Genomic DNA, 23,129 nt, shown 5'->3' on the forward strand with positions numbered 1-23,129 from the left:
GGTGGATTAAATAACTTTTTCGATTTGATAATCATTCCGATCCGAACTACTCCTCGAAACCAGCTCAGCCAAAAAACCTGTCAAAAATAATTGAGTCCCTAAAATAATTGCAGTCAATGCAAAGAAAAATAGTGGCTGATCAGTTATATCCCTAAATGGCGTACCGCTAGCTATACTCATTAGTTTGTGGCAAATCATATAAATCGAGATAAATAAACCTGCTAGAAAGCTTACAACCCCCATTACACCGAAAAAATGCATTGGACGTTTAGCGAATTTTCCAACAAAAAATATAGACAAGAGATCCAAAAATCCTTTAACAAAGCGCCCGGGGCCAAATTTCGTCGTACCGTATTTACGTGGATAATGTTGAACAATTTGTTCTTGAATATTCGTAAATCCAGCCCATTTTGCGATAACGGGAATATAACGATGCATTTCACCGTATACTTCTATATTTTTAATTACTTCTTTTTTGTATGCTTTGAGTCCGCAATTAAAATCATGCAGATTATGAATACCCGACATTGATCGCGTTACACCGTTAAATAATTTAGTTGGAATCGTCTTTGTCAATGGATCATAACGCTTTTGTTTCCAGCCCGAGACCAGATCAGCACCTTTATTCATAATTCGGTCGTATAACTCCGGAATCTCGTCTGGGCTATCCTGCAAATCCGCATCCATGGTGATGACCACATCGCCTTGGGCTGCTGCAAATCCAACATTCAAAGCAGCGGATTTACCATAGTTACGTCTGAATTTAATGGCTGAAATATTGCCATTTTGCGCTTTCAATTCTTCAATGATTCTCCAGGAATTATCCTTACTCCCATCATCTACCAAAATAATTTCGTAGGAAAAGTGATTGGCTGACATGACACGGTCAATCCAAGCTGTCAATTCGGGTAAAGATTCTTCTTCATTAAATAATGGAACAACAACAGAAATATCCATGTGAATGTTAATCATGCTAAAAGTGTACTATATTAATACAAACAAAGGTATTACTTTTCTCAGCAATACCTTGTGCGCTATATTTTATTTTATAAAAAACTAGGTCGTACTTTGATTAAATGTCAATTTTTCTCTTTTTGAGAGCGCAGACAATAGCAAAGCAAACACGAATTGAAATAACAACGTAATGGCCAAGCCCTTAAAGATTTGACCCAAGGTTATCTTTCCGATCGCGTCAACCTGTTTTTCCAATTCGGCAATTTTCGAATCAATGACTTCGTCCGGCACATTATTTTTTTCCATGTACTCAATGGTCACATTAATTGTATGTTTAACCACCTGCTCCTGCAGGGAAGGATTGACAAAATTAACATAAACCTGTGTTCCGATCGTTGAAATAATCGTCGAAATAGCCAACATCATAAAAATGGATTTGAGTGCAATGGAAAAACTCCAGTAACCTCCATTTGCTTTTCTAAGAGAAAAAGAAAACAACGCGGATATAATAACAAATATACCGGTATTAACAACAAATGACATAGACATAACTCCCCAGAAGGAATTCAGGTCTTTAACGACGAATAAAACGATCAATCCGAGAATGAAAGAGATCACACCCAAAACGATGCCATAGATAATACTCTTTTTCTTATCAAATACCGCATCGAATCCGGCATTACTGGGGTTAATTGAATCCGTCATAATTAATTATTATAATAAGTGCTAAGTACTTTATAAAGTGCCAAATCAAAAGCTTTATTGTTTGATGCCGCAGCGTAGTCCTCAAATTGTTGATCACTCGGTTGCAATTCACCGAAGAAACTCATTACTGGATAAAAAAGCTCATATACTTCGCTTCTAGGGTTGACTCCTTTAGCCACTTTGGCTATTTCAGCATAAGGGCTATCAACTAAAATCTGATTAGCGATAATATCCTCGTAGATTTCATGTTCATCTTGAAATTCATCTTCATCGACTAATAAAAACTCTTTTAGAAAATCATCTAATTCCGGCTCTATCTCGTCATCTTTACATTCACCTAAATATAGAAAAATATTCAATAATTCAGTTCCACGATCTATTGTCTCATCTTCAATAGCTTCCCATTCTTCCGAATCTAGGTAGTCATCCTCAAGCTTGAGCACGTCGTTAGAAAAGAAATTCATCAATAGTAAGTCGACATAGACTTCACGAAGTTCATCAAACAACGGATAATCGTCAAAAGACTGATCAAGAAGTTCCAATTTCTCCAGATAGGTAGCTTCAGTATTGAATACTTGAATGATTTTCGTCAGAAATTCTGGGGCCGTTTCAATCCCGTCAACTTTTCCATAATTTAAAATACCTGCTTCAACAGCAGCTTTTATGTTTGCTTCCATGGTTTAATCGTTTTTAATGATTTGATTATTATTGATGACCAATTCGACAGCTCCCTTTAATGTCTGTCCGAATAACGGGGAATTTTTTGATTTGGATTTGTTTGTCTTTTCATTGAAAGTCCAGGATTTCGCAGGGTCAAACAACACAAGGTTCGCCATAGCCCCTGCTTTAATTTGTGGCATAGCCATGCCAAGAATTTGTCTCGGTCTAACAGCTAGGCTGTGTACAATTTGCTCTTCGTTTAATCCAGCACGAATTAGTAACGGTAATACTGTTTGTAACCCTATAATACCATTTTTTGCAATATGAAATTCCACATTTTTAAATTCTATTTCCTGTGGCGTGTGCTGTGATACCACAGCATCTATTACACCATCCTTAACGCCTTTTATCAGCGCTTTCGCATCGGCTTTGGTTCTTAATGGCGGGCTCACTTTATAGTTACTGTCAAAACCTATGATATCCTCATCTGTAAATACCAATTGATGTGCTGCCACGTCACAAGTAACCCGAAGGCCTTTAGCTTTCGCTTTTTTAATTAGATCTACGGCTTCGGGCGTACTAATCGACGCAAAATGGATAGGGGCTTCCGTATATTCCGCGAGATATAGATCACGGGAGACCATCAAGGATTCTGCAAGATTAGGAATTCCTTTCATTCCCAAATAAGTGCTCATTGCACCCTCATTCATTTTATTGCCACCCGCCATGGACTCATCTTCGGCATGCGAAAAAATCAGTCCTTCAAATCCTTTTGCATACAACAAAGCTCTGCTCATTAGTCCAGCTTGTTGCACACTCCTATTTCCATCACTGAAAGCAACAGCACCATTCTGTTTCATATCATAGAGTTCAGCCATTTCCTTACCTTCCCGCTTCTTACTGATTGCGCCAATGGGATGTATATCGACAATATTTCCCTTTGCGGCATTGACCACAAGTGCAACTTCGGACCGGCTTTGAATAGCAGGCTCGGTATTGGGCATTACGGCCACGGCTGTGAAACCACCAGCAGCGGCAGCAGCCGTTCCCGTTCGGATATCTTCTTTGGTCTCTAAACCCGGTTCCCCAAAATTTGCATGTAAATCGAAAAATCCAGGCGATAAAATCTTACCTGTTCCATCGATGGTCTCTACGTTTTTATCAGCTACTTTGATGGTTTTGCCAATCTGTGTAATCTTCCCTTTTTCAATAAATACATCAACAGTCTGCTGATGATATTCGTTACCCGGTAAAATTACTTTAACAGAAGTAATCAATAAGCTTTTCATATATGAATGTGATTGAAATTAATAGGATACAAATTGTCTATTGAAGCATGTAGCGTGTTCTCTAGCAACAAACAAAAGCCGAATTTATCACTATAAATTGTATAGCCATAAACAGATTTTTCGCGTGATGCTTTTGATTGCTTCATTTCGAGAAACAAAGTTACAAAATACAATTTTATTATAGAACACTAAAAATTGATTTTAGTGAACATTCATTAGGAATTTTCTCCCCATTGATAATGTTTAAAATCAAATCCAGCTAAGCTCAAAATCCGGTCAACCACAGTCTCGGCCAACTCCTCCAAAGTTTTTGGCAAGCTATAGAAAGATGGAGAAGCAGGACAAATGATTCCACCTGCCTCTGTAACGAGTTTCATATTCTGAATGTGAATAATACTTAATGGTGTCTCACGTGTAACTAAAATAAGTTTTCGTCTCTCTTTTAACATAACATCCGCTGCACGGGTAGTAAGATCTGAAGACGTTCCATAGGCTATTCTTGATAAGGTCCCCATAGAACAAGGACATACAATCATCGTGTCAAAGCGCGCTGAACCTGATGCAAAAGGAGCGAAAAAGTCATTTTTATCGTAGAATTGAAAAGGTACATCTTGATAGCTCTCATCGCCCAATTCCGCCCGCCATACATCCTTGGCATTATTTGACATTACGATGCCAACTTCTGCAATCTGAGATTTTAGAGAGTTCAATTTTTCTAACAACAACTTGGCATATATAGAGCCGCTTGCCCCCGTAATAGCAACAACAATTTTTCTCTTTGACATTTCTTTTAAATATAAAAACAAAGCTATAAAAAAAGGGTCGAAGTGAGAAACACTCGACCCTACATCTACCTATGAAAAACATGCCCTTGGGAGGGGCTTAACAAAAGTACATCTACTTTTTAATTTTCAAAAATATTATATGAATTACTACACATTTGTGTATATAATTTTTTCAAAAATGCCTTTTTCAGCCCGGTTCACATCCAAAATATTGTCCAATGTTATACCCCAAGACATTTTTTAGGATGTTATATCAATCTGATTTAGCAAATAAATTCGCTATTCAAACCGTTATTTTCATTAATAAAACCTATTTTAGTGGGAGTGTTACGCAATTACGTTTGAAAATGAACCTTTCTGTTTTAGAACAATATATTGAAGAAGGCAAAAGTCACGACATCGACCTCTTATTGATTGGAAACCCTGAATTATTACAAGAGACAACCAGTCATGGGATTTCTCCGTTATTATTGGCATGTTATTATAATAAACCTCAAATTATCCGAATACTTCTTCAACACAGCAAAACGATGACCATCCATGAGGCATGTGCAGCAGGATTAACCTCATATGTGGAGGCAATTATTCAGCAAGCTCCATCGGTTGTCAACGAATGGTCTTCACACGGTTTTACACCTTTGTTGTTAGCAACGTATTTTAACAAAGCGGATATTGTCCGTCTATTGTTGTCCAAAAAGGTAAATCCTAATATAGCCAGCAGAAACGAACAACTCTGCTCCCCCCTACATATTGCAGCTTCAAATAATAATGAGGAAATCGGTAAAATGCTCATTGAAGCCGATGCCGATGTCAATGCGATTCAGGCTACAGGTGAGACTGCATTACATTTTGCAGCGCAACACGGGAATATTGATTTCATTGTTGTCTTGCTCGAATTTGGTGCCGACACAAAAATCTTCAACCTCGCAGGACTCAGTCCAGCGGATTTCGCTTTGGAAAAAGGATATAAGGAAATCGCCGAAATACTCGCGAATTAACCACTTCGCAAAATTTCGGCACCAATCCGACAATGAAGACACTGTCTCTTATCGCAGTACATGTTCTTCAATTGCAATATCGCCTGACCTTGGGCCGCGTTTTCGGCATGCCAGTCAAATTCTCCAAACCGTTTTATGATCGCATTTTTCTCAACAGGAAGCATTTCCAAAAAATCAATGGCCTTGTCAATATACCGCTCTATCCCATAATATTTTCCATAAGCAAAAAGAAATAGCACCACAACATTAACAATGAGAATATCAATGGTATCTTTCCCTATTCGTCCAGAATGCGCCATACGCCCCTTAACTCTCGGTAAAACACGAGATTTCCAGTAGTCGTTTAACTGTTCAATATGAAACAATGAACGTGCATCCTCTAAATTTTCCAGATCCAAAATCATTGAAAAACTTAATGCCTTATCCGTAAATAAGGCTACCAACTGCGCTATCCGAAGTTCAGGAAAATTATAAGGTCGCATTCGCAGCTTTTTCCACACACCGCTCATGACCTCAATGCCATGAGCAACCTGTTGATAAACAAACTCATTATAGAGCAACTTAACATGTTCATCCTCCTCTTTGCCGGACAAGAAACCAGCTGCTCCAAAAAAAATTGCTTCGATCTTCAAGGTATCCGAACGATATTTTTTCAATAACGATATAGGAAGTTTTTCTCCGAGTTCATGAAATGCCTCTGCATTCACTTTCAGTCCCATACACCTACACATCCAGATCCAAAATACCTTTTCCCAATCATTGTCATTATCAGCCAATAGACTAAAGATCGTCTGAACTTTCATCTCCAGGCGCTCATAAGATAGTGCACCCAACCACATTGTCTTTTTTAGTACATCAACTGAACTTAGCTGCGACTGACAAGGAATCCAGTTTTTCGTATCCATCATTGTCGAATACTGATTGAGCAAATGCTGATTTACGTACGCCGAAAGCAACATCGTTGGGATAACACTCCCATCACTCCGGTATATGTCTTTATCATTTACCCAAACAACATGAAGTATAACATTATTATAAGCTGCATCATCCCGATGATGGTGCCGATCCCAATCCGATGAACGAATATGGAGCTCAATATTTCCATACCATTCTTTGTCTCCGAGTAAGATATGAGACATTAAAAAATCAGGTCCTGCATTCAGGTTATGCTGACCAAAGTTCATCAAAATCAACGGCTCTCCGTCCGTGGACCGCAATCCTATTGTATTGAATAGCCGAAGTTTCCAGATAAACTGCATTAAGTTTTCTGTCATCACCATAATTGTATACTAAGAAATTAAGCTAACCGGCTATGATTTATAATTTCTTAAATATACAATTTTATCTGCACTATTTCACATAAACCGTCAGCAAATCACTGGAAATCATCCGTTTTTCCAAAATCCGTCCATTCAACTTTGGGGCGGAAACACCCCTATGCAATTCTTTCTCCGATTGAAACACACGTGCTTCATCCCAAAGACCAGCATCAATAAATGTTTGTAAAGTTTTCGCTCCCCCTTCAATGATAATGGACTGTACATCCATCAGGTACAATTGATAAAGGATACTTTGTGGTAAATACAGTCCATAATTTTCAAGTTCAATATGTTTAATACGTCCTTGCCAATCTGTTTTTTTTGCATTAAACACAATGGTATCAGCTTTTTCATCAAAAATCTTAGCTTCAGGAGAAATGACCAGATCCCGATCTATCAACACACGGATTGGATTTTTACCTTTCCAATGCCGGACAGTCAAACTAGGATTATCCAGTTGAGCAGTATGGGTTCCGACTAAAATTGCATCCTCTTCTGCGCGCCAACGATGAGTCAGTTGCTGGCTTGCGACATTACTGATCCACACCTGCTTATCCTGCTGACCTATCAATCCATCTTTAGATTGTGCCCATTTTAAAATAACATACGGTCGGTGATGGCCGATTCGTGTAAAAAAACGGCGGTTGAGCCAGATTGCTTCCTTCTCCAAAAGCCCAATTTCAACCTCAATACCTGCCGCTCTCAGTATTTCAATACCTTTACCATTGACTTTTGCATAGGGGTCCAGACAAGCGACAAAAACCTTCGATGGTTTTAAATCGGCGATCATATTGGCGCAGGGAGGTGTTTTACCATAGTGTGCACAAGGCTCAAGACTGACATAAAATGTACTTGCAGCCAATAAAGCCTGTGCCCCCTTACCGTACCTATTCAACACCGAATTTACAGCATTAACTTCAGCATGGGGACCTCCGTATGGAGAAGTATATCCCTCGCCAATAATTTGGTCATCAAGAACGATAACCGCACCCACCATGGGGTTTGGGCTTACAGATCCTGCGCCTAACAGAGCGAGATCCAAACAACGTTGCATATATTGCCTGTGCATATTCATCACGCAAATCTATGAAAATCGTACCTTTGGTGGATGAAAATACTTCAAGATTTCGAATTATCGTTTCAACATGAACTAAAAGCAGTCTACGACAGCAATGAAATAAAATCAATATTTCTACTTATTGTTGAAGAATTATTCGGTATAAAAAGAATAACATATCAATTAAAAAAAGGTAATTTAGTATCGGAAATAGATACTGTTCGCTTGCAAGAAATTCTTCGGGATCTAAAAAAAAACAGACCCATTCAGTATATTTTAAATAAGGCAGATTTTTATGGAGAATTTTTCGAAGTCAACGAATCGGTTCTGATACCGAGACCAGAGACAGAGGAACTTGTTGACTTGATTATAAAAACACATGCTGCCCCGCCTAATCTAAAGGTGATTGATATTGGAACTGGTTCTGGCTGCATCCCTATTATTCTGTCAAAACACCTTAATCAAGCACAAGTGACTACGGTAGATATTTCTAAGGAAGCTATCAATACTGCGAAAAAAAATGCGCAGCGACTAGGGCAACTTGTTCAGTTTATCAATGCGGATATTTTGGAATGGGAATATATTTTTTCAGACCAACAATACGATATTATCGTTTCCAATCCTCCGTATATCACACCCCATGAAAAACAGCACATGCAGCAAAATGTGCTGGCTTATGAACCCGAGATCGCATTATTCATTGAGGATAGTGCACCTTTGATCTTTTATGATGTTATTTCGTCATTTGCATTAAAACATTTAGTTCCGAACGGAGCTCTCTATTTTGAAATTAATCAATATCTAGGGCTCGAAACAAAGGATCTTATCGAAAAAAAAGGCTTTCAGCATGTCGAGCTCATCAAGGATATCAATGGCGCCAACCGGATAATCCGCGCAAAGAAGAGTGGTTAACAAAAAATAATCTTTTTATTTATTAGACAGTTAACCTTGATTCAGCAAATTTTAGAATCAATTATTTGGTGCATATTGAAAGAAATTCTACCTTTGCATCACTTTCAAAAACAGAAAGGATTCCGTAGCTCAGCTGGTAGAGCAATACACTTTTAATGTATGGGTCCTGGGTTCGAATCCCAGCGGGATCACAAAGAAAAGCTAATCTTACGATTAGCTTTTCTTGTTTATGCTTTACCCTACACTCTTCTGCTATATCAACTACCTAAAATAAAGCTTTTAGCCTGAACTACCATCGGATTTTGCAATCTCCATTTGAAAAGCTTTTTTTTATCTTATCTTTATAATTTAATAATTCATCAGCTAAATACAATTAGACCTGGTAAGCAGCATTCGTAAAAATAAATTTACTTCATTCCCTCGTGAATGAATGAAACATGTATGGTTATAAGAAATGGAGAGGAAAGAGAACATGAAAAGAGTCACCTTAAAAGAGATCGGAAAACAATTAAACCTTTCACCGGGAACAATTTCCAAGGCGCTTAACGATAGTCATGAAATCAGTGCAAAAACAAAAAAAATGATTCTAGCTTACACACAAAAAATCAATTATATACCAAACTTTTCTGCCAAAAGCCTAAAAACAGGGCGTTCAAACACACTCGCCATTATCGTTCCCTTTATCTCTAGTTCATTCTTCTTTGATTTCTATGAAGAAATCTCACATATTCTGTCTCAAACAAATTATCAATTAATCTTGTTGCAGACGTTCAATGATGAAAAAAAAGAAAAAGAAGCGCTAGAACTCTGTGTACAGAGTAATATTGACGGCATAATCATTTCACCAGTAAAAAATGACTCTAGTTTATCCCTTTTGATGTATATTATGGATCAAATATGTCCAATTATCATCTTTGATCGGATAAACCATCAACTTAATACCTTTAAAATTGGAATACAAAACAACAAAGTGATTTATCAAGCGACAGAGGATATGATAAAAAACGGCCGTAAAAACATCATTCTACTACTTTGCAAGGATATTGGAGGAAATGCCAGCAGAATTAAAGGCTACAAAGATGCTCTTTTTAATTACGCAATCCCGTATAAGGAAGAAAATATTGTTGAAATATCTTATTCAAGCCCAAAAGATGATATCGATGAAGAACTCGAACAAAAAATAAGTGCTCTATTAAGCAATTCTCCGCACCCAGATGCACTTTTATCGACCACTGACACCTTATCTTTAAAGATCTTACATATTTTAAATAAGTTAAAAATAAAGATTCCAGAAAATATGAATTTAATCGGATTCAGCAACACACCCTTTGCGAATAGCCTGAACCCATCTTTGACAACTATTACTCAGCCTACACGCCTCATGGCAGATAAATCCGTAGAACTCCTACTTGAAATGCTAAAAAAAAGAAATAAGAAAAATTATTTTGAATTTGAGACTTATTTTTTAGATTGCCAAATAGAACATCGAAAATCGACTTCAGTATTTCTTGATTAAGCCAGCTCTCGATAGACTTCATTCAAACGGTTTTGTGACAATTATTTAACCTTATTACAGTCATTTATAAACATAGAATACGAATATGCCACTTCATTCAGATAATTATCCAGGAAACGATTCAAGAAGGTCTTTCCTGAAAAAATCCAGTATCATTGCGCTCGGAAGTTCACTACCAACTTCCTCCCTATTATCCTTTACAGATCGGTCGAAAGAACAGGTGATCAAAGTAGGATTAATAGGTTGCGGCGGCAGGGGAACCGGCGCAGCCATCCAGGCACTACAGGCTGACCCAAACTGTCAAATTACTGCAATGGCAGATATTTTTCAGGATCGTATGGATGAATCTTATGCCGCTTTGATGGAGGTCCGTCCAACACAAGTGAAAATCGACAATGGAAGCAAATTTTTGGGATTCGACGCATTTGAAAAAGTCATCAACGGCGATGTAGATGTCGTGTTGCTCACCACACCCCCAGCATTTAGACCCCTCCATTTAAAAGCTGCTGTTCGGGCAAAAAAACATATCTTCTGTGAAAAACCAATGGCTGTCGATATCCCCGGATTACACAGCGTCCTGGAATCGGTAAAAAAAGCAAAGGAATTAAATTTATCGCTTGTCTCTGGTTTTTGCTTTCGTTATGACCTGCCTAACCGAGCCACGTTTACCAAGGTATTAGAAGGAGCAATAGGCCAAGTAAAATCAATCAGCACATTTCGGTATGGCGGCGAGGCAACTTATATCGAACCTCACCCAGAATGGAATAAAATGACCCAGCAAATGAGAAACTGGTTCTATTACAACTGGCTTTCAGGCGATTTTATCGTCGAGCAAGCAGTCCACAGTCTAGACATGATGTCCTGGGCCATGGGTGATGTCATGCCTATTTCTGCAATGGGCACCGGAGGCAGACAAGTCCGTGTAGAGTCGAAGTATGGAAATATATATGACCATTTTGCAATCGAATTTAAATATGCAAATGGAGCGATCGGAACGCACTTCTGTCGACAGCAGGCGGGAACCACTCCAAGAAACACAGTGAGCATATTAGGAACAGAAGGCCTGGCTGAAGTTGTCATCGGCGGAAAGCATACCATATCTGGAAAAACAGCCTGGAATTATACCGGCGCAAAAAACAATATGTACCAAACGCAACATGATGAACTGTTTGCTGCCATCAGAAATAACAAACCGATCAATGATGGAGAATGGATGACCAATAGTACACTTCTCGCTATCTGGGCACGCATGACGGGTTATACAGGACAAAATTTGACATTTGACCAAGTAATGAATTCAAAAGAAAACCTTGGCCCCGAATTAGCTTCCTATAGTTGGGAACTCAACATTGATGGTCCACCAATTGCCATACCGGGAAAAACAAAATTTAGTTAAGTAGTAAAACCTGATGAAAAAACTCATTTATACTATTTTCAGCATGTTATTGCTTAACAATAGCAACCTTCTAGCACAAACCAAAACCTTATTCGATTTTGGTCAGGAAATCCAGTGGGAAGATTTGATATCAAATGAGAAAAATTTAAAAACAATACATTGGATCAATGTCAATACGGATCCGGACACTTGGCTTATCAAGAAAGATCTCCTCATTTGTAAAGGAAAACCAATAGGTGTTGTACGCTCCACAAAGCAGTACGAAAACTTTATGATTCAGGTTGAATGGAACCATCAGTATGCGGGCGGTAATTCAGGAATTTTCGTCTGGTCTGACGCCAAGCCCGACCCATCGGGTAGACTTCCCGGCGGCGTCGAAGTACAAATGCTCGAATTAGACTGGGTAAATCAAAACCTTATGGATGGAAAACAGGCACCGATCGCCTATGTACACGGCGAGCTTTTTGGCGTAGGGGGTGTCACAACAGTTCCGGACAACCCCAGAGGCACACGCAGCAAGTCCATTGAAAACAGGGCTAAGGGCAAAGGCGAATGGAACAAATACACCATCGTATGTATTGATGGCACCATTAAATTAGCGGTCAATGGAAAGTTCGTCAATGGCCTACGAAATTCAACCGTAAAAAAAGGCTATCTCTGCCTTGAATCTGAGGGTTCAGAGATTCACTTCCGTAATTTCAAACTCATCGAACTGCCTCCCGGTGTCACAAGTGACCAACAAGTTGCAGCAAGCATCACCCCATAATCGTTAATAAAAAAGGTCAACATTCCCTCAGTTGGAATGTTGACCTTTTTCAACAGATACCTACAACAAAATTAGAAGATCTGCTATTTGATCAACCCCCGTAGCGCATGCACGGGCAAATCTATTTTCGTGTCGTTTGATAGATTTCCTCGCAATGTGTTCCACTGCAAGCTATCCAGCCGAACAGAAGATTCCCCTTCCGTTGTGACATCCAACACATCAACTTTGGATTTATCCCCCTTTCTATTGAAACAAATCTCCGAATTCTTAGCAAGAATATGAGCTGTCTTGTAATCAACACGCGGCAATCCCAGCATCGTATTCGTCGCATCGACGAATAAATGATTGACAGGCGCCGTATTTTTGTCATCGCGGTACCCAAATTCGTCTATATGCGAATTTGTCAAAATCAAATTAAGCGTATTTATAGCAGTTTCTCCACTTAATGAAAAACTTTCAATGCTATCACCGACAATGGTAATTTCATCCAGCTTCGCTGAGAATTCATTCACACTAGCATTTTTCAATTTCAATATGTTCAGATCCGGCGCAAAAACATAAACTGATTTGTAGTACCTATCGCCGCCTTCCAAAAAATCCAGAGTAAGGAAACCATCTCCATCCACCTTTGTCTTTACAAAATCAGCCTGGTTCTTATTGATCTTTACCAGAAACTTATCGCTTTTTACCAGGTACAGATTTATCCCCTTCGCATCCGCACCGAGTAACCGAAGTTTGTCAAATTTCCCGACCGGGAAGGATCGAAAATAAACATCCTTTGCATCTGCTTTTGACACTTCTTTGTCCATCTCCGCATGATAAACATTTGTATCTATCCGATTGGTCTGGACAACATACGAGGCGACCAATGTTGGAACGACAAAAAGGATTATTGCGAGCCCTATCAATAATTTAGTACTTAATTTCATGATTCATTTTGATTAAAATTCTGTTCAACAAACTGTCTGTAAAGCTGTTCCAATTCACTTAGACCAATTTCCAATAAATAGATATTCCGAAAGAAAGGTGGAAGATCCTCTTCCAAAAAAGTGGTCTTCCGGTAGGATTTAACCTTTTTGACAGAATCTTCGGTCAGGAAGAAACCGATCCCGCGTTTATTCGCAATAATCTCCTTCTGCTGCAGCAGATCATATGTCCGCATAACGGTATTTGGGTTAACCTCCAGCTGAATGGCCAATTCCCGTACGGATGGTACCTTGTCGTTCGTTTTCCAGGTCTCCATTAAAATATGATCACATACATATTCCGCAATTTGTAGGTAAATCGCTTTGTTGGCATTAAATTCCATATTAAATCTCCTTCTCTTTTAGCCTTAAAAAGGCAAGCCCCCAGAATATCACTGTGAGCACTATTCCTGCAACGGTGATTAAACCAAAAATGTGATAGACATCTGACCAATAATTATCATCCATACGTTGCACGGTGTTCTCCGTTTGCGTTTTCATCAGGTACACAAAAAAGCATATCCAGGTCACGCAGTAAAGAACAAGTGAGATGGCTGTTTTGATATATTGATAATTCTTAAAGACAATACCGCCCAGTAAAAATACTCCATTCAACAAGAATGGTAAAAAGCATAAATAAAAAACTCCTCTTGGATAATCCACACTAAAATAATATGGCCAAAATTCCACGGTAACCTGCTCACCAAGCGAATTTACCTCGGTTCTTATGGCTGGGCCAAAGCCACGTAAATAAGAGACAAAGGCCAAATCGATCAGATAATAGATCAATAAGTAAGAACTGATGCTAACGACCACCGTATAGAAAATCCCCACCAGAAATTTTTCCAGTCGGGAGGCCGGTATCATCAATTCAAAAATTGCTTTTGTCTTACTTCCGAGATCCGAAAAATAGCTACTCGAGATTACGGTCACAAAAAACATCCCTAAAACACAAAACAACGGTGATCTAAAGTTCAACACCGAATAAATTTGGATAGATTCATTTTTTATGTCATTATAATTTGCACCGATATTGAAGGCATAAAAACAAAATATAATACCTGCTATCACCCCTATTGACATCAGATAAATTCGTCCAAAACCGATCCATTGTCTGCGGATCAGCGCAAAAAAACGGGTTGTATTAAATAGGTTTGACATATTCATCGACTTTAATAAGATTTGTAATTTTTTCCTTCTGCAACAATACGGCATTGAACAGCAACTCCAGATCAAGTTTGGAATCCTCCCCCAATGTATTTGGAAGAATCGCATTGAAACCTCCAAGCGCTTCTTCAGCATGGAGCACATCAAAAGATAGCTCTTTCATCTTTTTGAAACAGAGCTTATCGGTAATCAGGTTAATAGGTGCATTCAACGCAACCTTATGCTCATCAAGCAAAATGACCGCATCAATCAAATTATCCAGATCACGCACCTGATGGGTCGAGATAATTACACAACGGTCGTCTGTGATAGCCGAAGCCATAATTTTACGAAATTGTGCTTTAGAAGGAATGTCTAGACCATTTGTAGGTTCGTCCATGATAATGATTTTCGTATTGGAAGCCAAACCGAAGGAAATAATATATTTCTTCTTCTGGCCATAGCTCATCTCCGCCAATTTTTGTTCTACCGGAATTTCAAACTCATTGATCAGGCGATAAAAATATTCCTGGTCAAAATTTGGATAAAAACCAACATTGGCTTTTAAAAATTGTTCTGACTTCACCGCGGGCAAATAGAACTCCTCAGGAATAAAACTGATCTCCCGCAACAGCGAAGGTTCACGTCGATTTGGGTTATGTCCCAGAACCTCGACATGCCCCGAAACAGGAAACACCAGACCGGCCATGTTCTTAAGCAAAGTAGACTTGCCAGCCCCATTCTTTCCAAGTAATCCGTAAATATGACCCTGCTTCAATGTGAGATCCATATGGAGAAAGAGCGGTGTGGATTTACTATAACTAAAATTTAGATTTTGGATAGTAATCATACTACTGTATTATTTAATTAATACACTAATATAGAAACTAATTTCCCAAGTTTCCAAAAATTATTTAAAAAAAAATGACGCTTTCAAAGTTTAAGCAGATCGATGGCATACTTCCTATAAAACCCAATTTCACGAAAAAAAAATAAAATAAAAACTTTATATAAATATATTTAAATAATTGAACATTAATATGTTAAATATAAATATTACGAAATTCATAATGAAAAAAAAGAATAAGACGCTTGATTCAACCTCCAAGCTAAAGTATATCCAATCGAACAAACCTCGTATTAGCTCGGTAAAAAGCGTTCCTGTTTTTCTCAACAAAAGACCCGGGTGTGTTATAAAAACAGCTTAGAACGCTTAAAAAGCATGTAAAACAGTTACAAACACCTCAACCTTGTCCCCTTGATTCCAATCAGAGATATTAAACGGGAATTTTTAGTCGAACAGTTCAATTTTCAAATACTAAAAACGCATTTATCAGTTAAAAAACAGCATTAACCTTAAGTTAACAACAAAGTATTTATATATTTAAAAGCTTAAAAATCAAAACAATAAAAAGGTTATATAAACATTAAAATAACCCTATATTTAACAAGCATACTCTCCTATTTCTTCGACCAATATTAACACCAGACACCCGGTTTATTCCTCAGATCGGTCTATTTATCCCGATCAAATTCATACTACTGATGTGATTTTTTTCATTTTATATCCATCTTTGTCATGTTATGACGTCGATTTACCCTTTCATTTTGGCACTGCATTCCACCTGGCGATGGATTGTTTTGATTATTTTTATAAGTAGTTTACTACGATTTGCTTATCAAAAAAAGAATAGACGCCACTTCACCCCTACGGATAATTTCCTGAAAAACGCGGTTATTTTCACGTTTTATACACAGGCATTATTGGGTATCATACTCTACATATTAAGTCCGATCACACAGCATTTCCTAACTCATTTTAACACAGCCGTACACTTACGACAGATTCGTTTTTTTGGAATGGAGCATAGCAGCATGATGATTCTCGCTGGCATATTTCTACTCATCGGTAGTCTAAAAAGCAAAAACGCCGATACGGATGATCGACGTTTTAAAATACTTTTAATCTGGTTTGGCCTCGCTTTACTGATTGCCCTGAGTTCTATTCCCTGGGAATTTTCCCCATTGACCAGCAGACCGAGCTTCCGTTCATTTTGATCAACTATTCTTCCAATGCCCTTTTCGTTTATCACGCATTGCCGCCATTCCTTCCTTGAAATCGGCTGTTTTGCGAAGCTTTGCAAGCTCATCCAGCAGAAAGGCATAGTTATCTGCCTGTGGATTTTTTTTCAAGTGACGAAGCGCATCAAAACCTCTTGAAATAGCCAGGGGTGCATTCGCTACAATAGCGTCTCTCAATGCTTCCAATTCAGCTTCCCCCGGTTCCAAAACTGCATACAGCAACTGCTTTTCCAGGGCTTCCGCGGCGGAGAAAGATCCCCCACGGATACAAAGATCCATTGCTCTCCTTTCGGGCATATATTCTAGCAGCAAAGCCAGCACCTGAAATGGAAAAAGCCCAATCTTCACCTCGGGCAGTGCAAACCGCACATCTGGCGTAGCAAACAAATACGTACAGGAAAGTGCTATCAAAAATCCGCCTGCAATAACATCACCCCGAACAACACAAATGGATGGCTTATTTAGCTGTGCAAACAACTCGGCCAGCGACTTTTCTACTTTTGGAATACCGGAATTTCCGACATCAACCGTAGGGTCTTCGAAAGCCTTTAAGTCCATCCCTGCGCAAAATACCGGTCCCTCGGCTTCGACCTGTACCAAACGAACCTCTGGATCACTGTTAGCGATTTCCAGGGCGTAGGCAATCTCACTGACCATTGTTGGACTAAAGGCATTCCTTTTCTCTGATCGGGCAAGGATCAATATAAATACATGCTGTTCGCGACGTACCTTTATGCAATTTAATTTTTCCATGATTTATCTAAAAGATCATTTGTCTGAAACTGTCTTCTAAGCGTGCTCTTTCGGTCAGGCTACCTCGACCGAAAAGATTCAGTAAAATTTCAGAAGGAATATTTCCAACCAGGTCGTCCTTGGCAAAAGGGCAGCCACCATACCCTAATAGGGCCCCTTCAAACTTACGGCAACCGGCATCATAGGCAGCACGAACCTTTACAAGACTATCTTCGCGTTTTGCGTGAAAATGTGCACCAATGGCTAACTGCGGATATCGCGTTCGAACAAGACCATAGAGATCGGTAATCTGTACGGCATTCGCCTCAGAAGTTGTATCCGCCAAAGAGAATTCCGTGATACCTAGCTGCATGAGCTTACCAATCCATTCCTCGACCAGTACCGCAGACCAAGGATCGTTATATGGATTGCCAAACGCCATACTGATGTAGACGACCAGAACCTTGCCATAGGCATCAGCCAATACCTTCATTTCCTTCAATTGCTGATAAGATTCTTCTTGACCTCTATTCGTATTCCGTAACTGAAAGGTCTCTGATATCGAAAATGGGTAACCTATCAAATCTATTTTTTCTTCCTGAACGGCATCCTGAACACCCCTCAGGTTGGCGACTATTGCTAATAACTTTACGCGATCATCTTTTATAACACCGGCCAGCACTTCTTTGGTGTCAGCCAACTGCGGAACTGCCTTCGGAGAAACAAAGGAGCCAAAATCAATCACATCAAACAGACCACTTTCAATCAACCTATTGATATGTTTAATTTTCTTGTCCGTTGCAATAAAATGATGCAGTCCCTGAATGGCATCACGTGGACAATCGACCAATACAACCTGATCTTTCATACGGTATAATTAGCTGTCTTTTTCAATTTCCCGGGCAATCACCATCTTTTGAATACTGGAAGTCCCCTCTCCTATCGTACACAGTTTAGCATCGCGAAAGAACTTCTCTGCCGGATAATCTTTCGTAAACCCATATCCTCCAAAAATCTGTACAGATTCATTGGAAACACTTACTGCAGCCTCCGAAGCATATAATTTGGCCATTGCACCAATTTTAGATACACGCTCACCATGATCTTTGAGATACCCAGCCTGGCGGGTCAGTAGTTCACTGGCCTCCACTTGAGTAGCCATATCCGCCAAGGCAAATGAAACGGCCTGAAAATCGTAAATCCTCTTTCCAAACTGCTCTCTTTCATGTGCATATTTTAGCGCACATTCATAGGCTCCCCGGGCAATACCCAGAGAAAGCGCCGCAATAGAAATCCTACCGCCGTCTAAAAGTTTCAATGCCTGTACAAATCCTTGTCCCTCCTCACCAATCAGCTGATCGCGGTGTATTCTACAGTTGTCAAAAAACAGACATGCCGTTTCTGAAGCACGCATGCCTAATTTATTCTCCTTTTTTCCTGCTGTAAAGCCCGGGGTATCTTTTTCAACGATAAATGCAGACATCCCCTTTTTATCGCCCTTTTCCCCCGTACGTGCAATCACAACAGCAACACTCGAGCTAATGGCGTGCGTAATAAAATTCTTTGAACCATTCAACAGGTAATAGTCCCCATCCCGCTCAGCAAAGGTGGTCATACCACCGGCATCGGAACCGGATCCCGTTTCCGTAAGTCCCCAGGCACCGATCCATTCTGCTGTGGCCAGCTTTGGAAGATAACGTCGCTTCTGATCTTCATTGGCAAAGCTCAAAATATGATTGGTACACAAGGAGTTATGCGCCGCAACCGAAAGTCCGATCGATCCACAAACTTTGGATATTTCGTCCAGCACGGTGATATACTCCTGATACCCCAGCCCCGAACCTCCGTATTCCTCAGGCACAATAACGCCCATGAAACCATGTTCACCTAATTTTTTAAAAAGTTCTATTGGAAATATTTGGGCTTCGTCCCATTCCATCACATAAGGTTTGATATGATGCTGTGCAAAATCACGTGCACTCTGTCTGATCATATCCATTTGTTGTTTATTTTCAATAAACATAAGCATGAATATTAAATTTACAATCGGTAATACAATTCAAATATATCAAAATATTTAGGAATAAAATTGCAAATATTCTAAAATTTTATTTTAAATTTATCTAAAAATAAGAAATTCTTAATTACATCGCTTTTAAACCAGAATTATAAACTATGAAGGAGCTGCTCGCATTACTTCACCAAAAAAGAGAAAATCTAAAGCTCGGTGGTGGCATCGATAAAATCAAAAAACTAAAAGAAAAAGGTAAACTGTCGGCTTGGGAAAGAATAACCTACTTGCTGGATGCTGACCGCGAGTATCTAGAGATTGGCATGTTTGCAGGAGAAGGTATGTATGTTGAGCATGGCGGATGTACCAATGCAGGCTGTGCCGCCGTGATAGGCTACGTTAAATCCAAACTTTGTGTTATCGTCTCCAACGATGCAACCGTCAAAGCCGGAGCTTGGTTTCCCATCTCAGCAAAAAAGAATCTTCGTGCGCAGGAAATCGCCATGGAAAACAATCTTCCAATTATTTATCTGGTAGATTCCGCAGGTGTTTTCTTGCCTATGCAAGATGAAATTTTCCCCGACAAAGAACACTTTGGGCGGATATTTCGCAATAATGCGCGCATGTCCTCCATGGGCATTCCGCAGATTGCGGCGATTATGGGTAGTTGCGTTGCAGGAGGAGCCTACTTACCCATCATGTCAGACTATGCCTTCATCGTCGAAGGCACTGGATCCGTATTCTTAGCCGGCCCTTATCTGGTTAAATCCGCCATCGGTGAAACCGTCGATGCGGAAACACTTGGCGGTGCTTCCACACATTCCGAAATATCTGGTGTTACAGATAATAAATTTCCCGATGACCAGAGTTGCCTTACGGCTATTAAAAATGTTATCGATAAAATCGGTGGTCATGCAAAAGCGAACTTCAACCGCAAGGAAAGCCTTCAGCCAAAAACAAATCCCGAAAAAATAATAGAAATTCTTCCGGAGGACCGCACCAAACCCTACCGGATGCAAGATATTCTCGAAGCAATTGTTGATGCGGACACACTGGAGGAGTATAAACCCGATTATGGTAAAACAATTGTCTGTGCGCTTGCACGTGTAGATGGCTGGGCAGTAGGTATTGTCGCGAACCAACGGGAGATTATCAAAGCTAAGAAGCCGGGAAATGCAATGGAAATGCAAATGGGTGGTGTTATTTATAGCGACTCAGCAGACAAAGCCGCACGCTTTATTATGAACTGCAACCAGCAAAATATTCCCCTTGTTTTCTTTCAGGATGTCACTGGGTTTATGGTCGGCAGCCGATCCGAGCAAGGCGGAATTATTAAAGATGGTGCTAAAATGGTCAACGCAATGGCAAATTCGGTTGTCCCTAAATTCACTTTTATTGTAGGTAACAGCTATGGTGCGGGAAATTATGCCATGTGCGGAAAGGCTTATGATCCACGCTTGATCTATGCCTGGCCAACCGCCCAAATGGCTGTCATGAGCGGGGCCGCAGCTGGTAAAACTTTATTTCAAATTCAGGAATCAGCATTAAAAGCAAAAGGGAATGAAACCAATGAAGAAGAAAAAAACAGCCTTCTCAAGTCTATTGAAGATCGATATAATGAACAATTAAGTCCCTATTATGCCGCTGCCAGACTCTGGGTAGACGGCATTATCGCACCGCAGGAAACCCGAAAGGTAATCAGCATGGGCATAGAAGCCGCTAATGAAAAACCTATAGTCGAGCGGTACAACGTTGGTGTAATTCAGGTTTAAGAATATTCGACCAATAGGTTCCCTAAAAGGTCTATTCCAACAATAAATTACCCTCCTCGATCACGGATCGAGGAGGGTTTTGTATAAAAGAGGGCCATACATCTTTTATTCATTACAACTTATTCCATGTTTTGCTAATTATTTCAAATCCATTCACGGCCTCCGGATTGCGCATGACATCTTTTGAAACTGCCAGCTCGGTAGGAATACCTGAGAAAATCTTTTTTATTGGCAGTTCCAGTTTTTTCCCGCTCCAGGTATAGGGGACGTCGGGAACCTGGAAAATTTGGTCGGGCACGTGCCGGGGACTATACTCCCTTCGAAGAGATTTCTTGATTTTATCCTTCAGTTCATCCGTTAAGATTCCACTTTTTAGCTGAACAAAAAGTAGCATATCAGAAGAGCCATTTTCGTGATCGACACAAATGACCAAGCTATCCTGCACGTCATCTGTTGTATTCAATACATTATAGATCTCGGCAGTCCCGATACGTACACCACCGCGATTAAGGGTAGCATCAGAGCGACCATACATAATTATCCCGTCATTCTTCGTAATCTGAATCCAGTCACCATGACTCCAGATACCAGCATACTTATCGAAGTAACTATCGTAATATTTTTGATTGTCCGCATCATTCCAGAAGTAAATCGGCATACAGGGCATTGGTTCCAAAATCACCAGCTCCCCCACCTCTTCATAAACAGCGATTCCCTCTGTATTAAAAGCTTCTATTTTGGATCCTAAGGTACGGCACTGTATTTCGCCGGCATGCACATCAAGCAATGTGCATCCTGAAAGAAAAGCACTGCAGACATCTGTACCACCGCTCAACGAAATAATCTGGGTTTCCGGAAATTGTTGATGAATCCATTCAAAAATAGCTGGTGGTAATGGAGAACCGGTGGATCCAATTGTTTTCGGCATATACGCCAATGCTTTTAAATCTTGGTCCTGGCAAGAAATTAAATAAGCGGCGCCCACGCCAAAATGATCAACACCTGTTTCTTTTGCAAACCTCCACAGGCTCAATTTATCCGGAAAGTTGGTTGCCCCGTCATATATACACAAGGTATTGCCCATTAATAGTGCCGAAAGTGCATAATTCCACATCATCCAGCCTGTTGTCGAATACCACATAAACCGCTCTCCCTCCTGCACATTCTGATGCAATCCCAAAGCTTTCATATGTTCTAATAGCATCCCTCCGGCGCCATGTGTGATCGCTTTGGGTTTCCCTGTCGTTCCCGAAGAATACAAGATCCATATGGGATCTTCAAAGGCTACGGCTGTAAACTGAAGTTCACCTTGGTGGGCGGCAGAATCCATTATCATTTGCCAGTTTTTATCATGGATAAAAACACAGGCCTTCAGAGAAGGCAAACGTTCCACAAGCTTTCGTACACTTTCTTCCTTCTCAAAGACCCGTCCATTATAAGCGTAGTCCGCATTTGCAAAAAGCACCTTTGGCTCGATTTGCTCAAAACGATCTTGAATACTTGCCTCACCAAAGTCAGGGGAACAACAGGACCAGATTGCTCCGATTGAATTCGTAGCCAAAAACAACGCTATGGCTTCCACTCCGTTAACCAGAACGCCTGCCACGCAATCCCCTTTCGAGACCCCTTGATTTTTTAAATACACCTGTAATCTGAGCACCATTACCCTCAACTCTTCCCAGGAGACTTCACGTGGAGAATCTTGTTCAGACCGAAAAACAAGAGCGGGCCGGGTATCGGTGGCACGGCGAAACACATGCTCCGCGTAGTTTAACGTCGCTCCACTGAACCATTTCGTTCCGATAAAACTATCTCTGTTCGCGGGACGGGTTAATATATGCGTAAAATTTGAATGAAATTGTATGTTAAAATAAGTTGCAAGACTCTCCCAAAAGTCAGCAATATGTGCAGTTGACCATACCCAGAGCTCGTGATAAGACGCAAAGGATAATTGATATCGCTGTTCGACATACTGTTTGAATCTATTGATCTCCGATTGAGATTGCTGCTCTTCTGTCGGGCTCCAGAGTAATTTTCCCATAATAGTTGGATATAAAAAATGGT

At 39.9% G+C, this 23,129-nt stretch carries 22 protein-coding genes and 1 tRNA gene; 8 read left to right on the plus strand and 15 right to left on the minus strand.

From position 1 onward, the window contains the following. Nucleotides 1-6: 6 nt before the first annotated feature. The 5 genes from HPC41_RS13940 to HPC41_RS13960 form a co-directional block, all read right to left on the minus strand. Nucleotides 7-957: a glycosyltransferase family 2 protein gene (locus HPC41_RS13940; RefSeq protein ID WP_172394966.1), complete on the minus strand. Its 951-nt coding sequence runs from the start codon at nt 955-957 to the stop codon at nt 7-9. A 99-nt stretch (nt 958-1,056) separates the two neighbouring features. Then, nucleotides 1,057-1,659, minus strand: a complete 603-nt coding sequence (locus HPC41_RS13945) for a DUF4199 domain-containing protein (RefSeq protein ID WP_172394585.1) — start codon at nt 1,657-1,659, stop codon at nt 1,057-1,059. Between the two features lie 2 nt (nt 1,660-1,661). Next, nucleotides 1,662-2,336 (minus strand): hypothetical protein, encoded by a 675-nt coding sequence (locus tag HPC41_RS13950; protein ID WP_172394586.1) that lies wholly within the window; start codon nt 2,334-2,336, stop codon nt 1,662-1,664. Nucleotides 2,337-2,339: 3 nt separating this feature from the next. Continuing rightward, nucleotides 2,340-3,608 (minus strand): dihydroorotase, encoded by a 1,269-nt coding sequence (locus HPC41_RS13955; protein WP_172394587.1) that lies wholly within the window; start codon nt 3,606-3,608, stop codon nt 2,340-2,342. A gap of 215 nt (nt 3,609-3,823) precedes the next feature. Next, complete coding sequence (locus HPC41_RS13960) at nt 3,824-4,393, minus strand: UbiX family flavin prenyltransferase (RefSeq protein WP_172394588.1); 570 nt, start codon at nt 4,391-4,393, stop codon at nt 3,824-3,826. A gap of 245 nt (nt 4,394-4,638) precedes the next feature. Between HPC41_RS13960 and HPC41_RS13965 the strand changes: the two genes are divergently transcribed. Further along, complete coding sequence (locus HPC41_RS13965; RefSeq protein ID WP_246250651.1) at nt 4,639-5,391, plus strand: ankyrin repeat domain-containing protein; 753 nt, start codon at nt 4,639-4,641, stop codon at nt 5,389-5,391. On the opposite strand, the gene HPC41_RS13970 is transcribed toward HPC41_RS13965, so the two are convergent. After that, nucleotides 5,388-6,665, minus strand: a complete 1,278-nt coding sequence (locus HPC41_RS13970) for a DUF2851 family protein (protein ID WP_172394589.1) — start codon at nt 6,663-6,665, stop codon at nt 5,388-5,390. The genes HPC41_RS13965 and HPC41_RS13970 overlap by 4 nt on opposite strands. Nucleotides 6,666-6,741: 76 nt before the next feature. Beyond that, nucleotides 6,742-7,785 (minus strand): bifunctional diaminohydroxyphosphoribosylaminopyrimidine deaminase/5-amino-6-(5-phosphoribosylamino)uracil reductase RibD, encoded by a 1,044-nt coding sequence (gene ribD, locus HPC41_RS13975; RefSeq protein WP_172394590.1) that lies wholly within the window; start codon nt 7,783-7,785, stop codon nt 6,742-6,744. 33 nt (nt 7,786-7,818) lie between these two features. Here ribD and prmC point away from each other — a divergent pair, with 33 nt between their 5' ends. The 5 genes from prmC to HPC41_RS14000 all read left to right on the plus strand — a co-directional run bounded on the left by prmC (nt 7,819) and on the right by HPC41_RS14000 (nt 12,357). Beyond that, nucleotides 7,819-8,679 carry a peptide chain release factor N(5)-glutamine methyltransferase gene (gene prmC / locus HPC41_RS13980; RefSeq protein WP_172394591.1) on the plus strand — a complete coding sequence of 287 codons (861 nt, stop codon included), beginning with the start codon at nt 7,819-7,821 and terminating at the stop codon, nt 8,677-8,679. Between the two features lie 118 nt (nt 8,680-8,797). Continuing rightward, nucleotides 8,798-8,870 (plus strand) — tRNA-Lys (locus tag HPC41_RS13985). A 263-nt stretch (nt 8,871-9,133) separates the two neighbouring features. Then, nucleotides 9,134-10,195 (plus strand): LacI family DNA-binding transcriptional regulator, encoded by a 1,062-nt coding sequence (locus HPC41_RS13990; RefSeq protein ID WP_172394592.1) that lies wholly within the window; start codon nt 9,134-9,136, stop codon nt 10,193-10,195. Nucleotides 10,196-10,280: 85 nt separating this feature from the next. Further along, nucleotides 10,281-11,591, plus strand: a complete 1,311-nt coding sequence (locus tag HPC41_RS13995) for a Gfo/Idh/MocA family protein (protein ID WP_172394593.1) — start codon at nt 10,281-10,283, stop codon at nt 11,589-11,591. Between the two features lie 13 nt (nt 11,592-11,604). Next, complete coding sequence (locus HPC41_RS14000) at nt 11,605-12,357, plus strand: 3-keto-disaccharide hydrolase (protein ID WP_172394594.1); 753 nt, start codon at nt 11,605-11,607, stop codon at nt 12,355-12,357. Nucleotides 12,358-12,440: 83 nt separating this feature from the next. Here the strand turns inward: HPC41_RS14000 and HPC41_RS14005 are convergent, their stop codons facing one another. The 4 genes from HPC41_RS14005 to HPC41_RS14020 are packed head-to-tail and all read right to left on the minus strand — an operon-like array spanning nt 12,441 to nt 15,318. Beyond that, complete coding sequence (locus tag HPC41_RS14005; protein WP_172394595.1) at nt 12,441-13,286, minus strand: hypothetical protein; 846 nt, start codon at nt 13,284-13,286, stop codon at nt 12,441-12,443. Then, the gene (locus tag HPC41_RS14010) at nt 13,283-13,666 is read right to left on the minus strand and encodes a GntR family transcriptional regulator (RefSeq protein ID WP_172394596.1); all 384 of its coding nucleotides are present in this window, start codon (nt 13,664-13,666) and stop codon (nt 13,283-13,285) included. The genes HPC41_RS14005 and HPC41_RS14010 overlap by 4 nt, the downstream gene beginning before the upstream one ends. A gap of 1 nt (nt 13,667) precedes the next feature. Continuing rightward, a complete protein-coding gene (locus HPC41_RS14015) occupies nt 13,668-14,483 on the minus strand; it encodes a hypothetical protein (RefSeq protein WP_172394597.1) in 816 nt (271 codons plus the stop codon). Then, nucleotides 14,467-15,318 (minus strand): ABC transporter ATP-binding protein, encoded by an 852-nt coding sequence (locus HPC41_RS14020; RefSeq protein WP_172394598.1) that lies wholly within the window; start codon nt 15,316-15,318, stop codon nt 14,467-14,469. Before HPC41_RS14020 ends, HPC41_RS14015 begins: the two co-directional genes overlap by 17 nt. A 734-nt stretch (nt 15,319-16,052) precedes the next feature. Here HPC41_RS14020 and HPC41_RS14025 point away from each other — a divergent pair. Next, on the plus strand, nt 16,053-16,526 hold the full coding sequence (locus HPC41_RS14025; RefSeq protein WP_172394599.1) for a hypothetical protein: 474 nt from the start codon (nt 16,053-16,055) through the stop codon (nt 16,524-16,526). On the opposite strand, the gene HPC41_RS14030 is transcribed toward HPC41_RS14025, so the two are convergent. Genes HPC41_RS14030 through HPC41_RS14040 form a run of 3 tightly spaced genes read right to left on the minus strand, consistent with a single transcriptional unit; the run spans nt 16,527 to nt 19,305 of the window. Then, a complete protein-coding gene (locus HPC41_RS14030) occupies nt 16,527-17,303 on the minus strand; it encodes an enoyl-CoA hydratase/isomerase family protein (protein ID WP_172394600.1) in 777 nt (258 codons plus the stop codon). A gap of 7 nt (nt 17,304-17,310) precedes the next feature. Then, nucleotides 17,311-18,150: a hydroxymethylglutaryl-CoA lyase gene (locus tag HPC41_RS14035; protein ID WP_172394601.1), complete on the minus strand. Its 840-nt coding sequence runs from the start codon at nt 18,148-18,150 to the stop codon at nt 17,311-17,313. A 9-nt stretch (nt 18,151-18,159) separates the two neighbouring features. After that, nucleotides 18,160-19,305, minus strand: coding sequence for an acyl-CoA dehydrogenase family protein (locus tag HPC41_RS14040; protein ID WP_172394602.1), 1,146 nt, complete (start codon nt 19,303-19,305; stop codon nt 18,160-18,162). 152 nt (nt 19,306-19,457) lie between these two features. Between HPC41_RS14040 and HPC41_RS14045 the strand changes: the two genes are divergently transcribed. Then, on the plus strand, nt 19,458-21,065 hold the full coding sequence (locus tag HPC41_RS14045; protein WP_172394603.1) for an acyl-CoA carboxylase subunit beta: 1,608 nt from the start codon (nt 19,458-19,460) through the stop codon (nt 21,063-21,065). Between the two features lie 112 nt (nt 21,066-21,177). Here HPC41_RS14045 and HPC41_RS14050 read toward each other — a convergent pair whose 3' ends face one another. Further along, nucleotides 21,178-23,106 carry an acetoacetate--CoA ligase gene (locus HPC41_RS14050; protein ID WP_172394604.1) on the minus strand — a complete coding sequence of 643 codons (1,929 nt, stop codon included), beginning with the start codon at nt 23,104-23,106 and terminating at the stop codon, nt 21,178-21,180. Between the last annotated feature and the right edge of the window lie 23 nt (nt 23,107-23,129).

The sequence above is a fragment of the Sphingobacterium prati genome, from assembly GCF_013167215.1.
Taxonomy (GTDB): domain Bacteria; phylum Bacteroidota; class Bacteroidia; order Sphingobacteriales; family Sphingobacteriaceae; genus Sphingobacterium; species Sphingobacterium prati.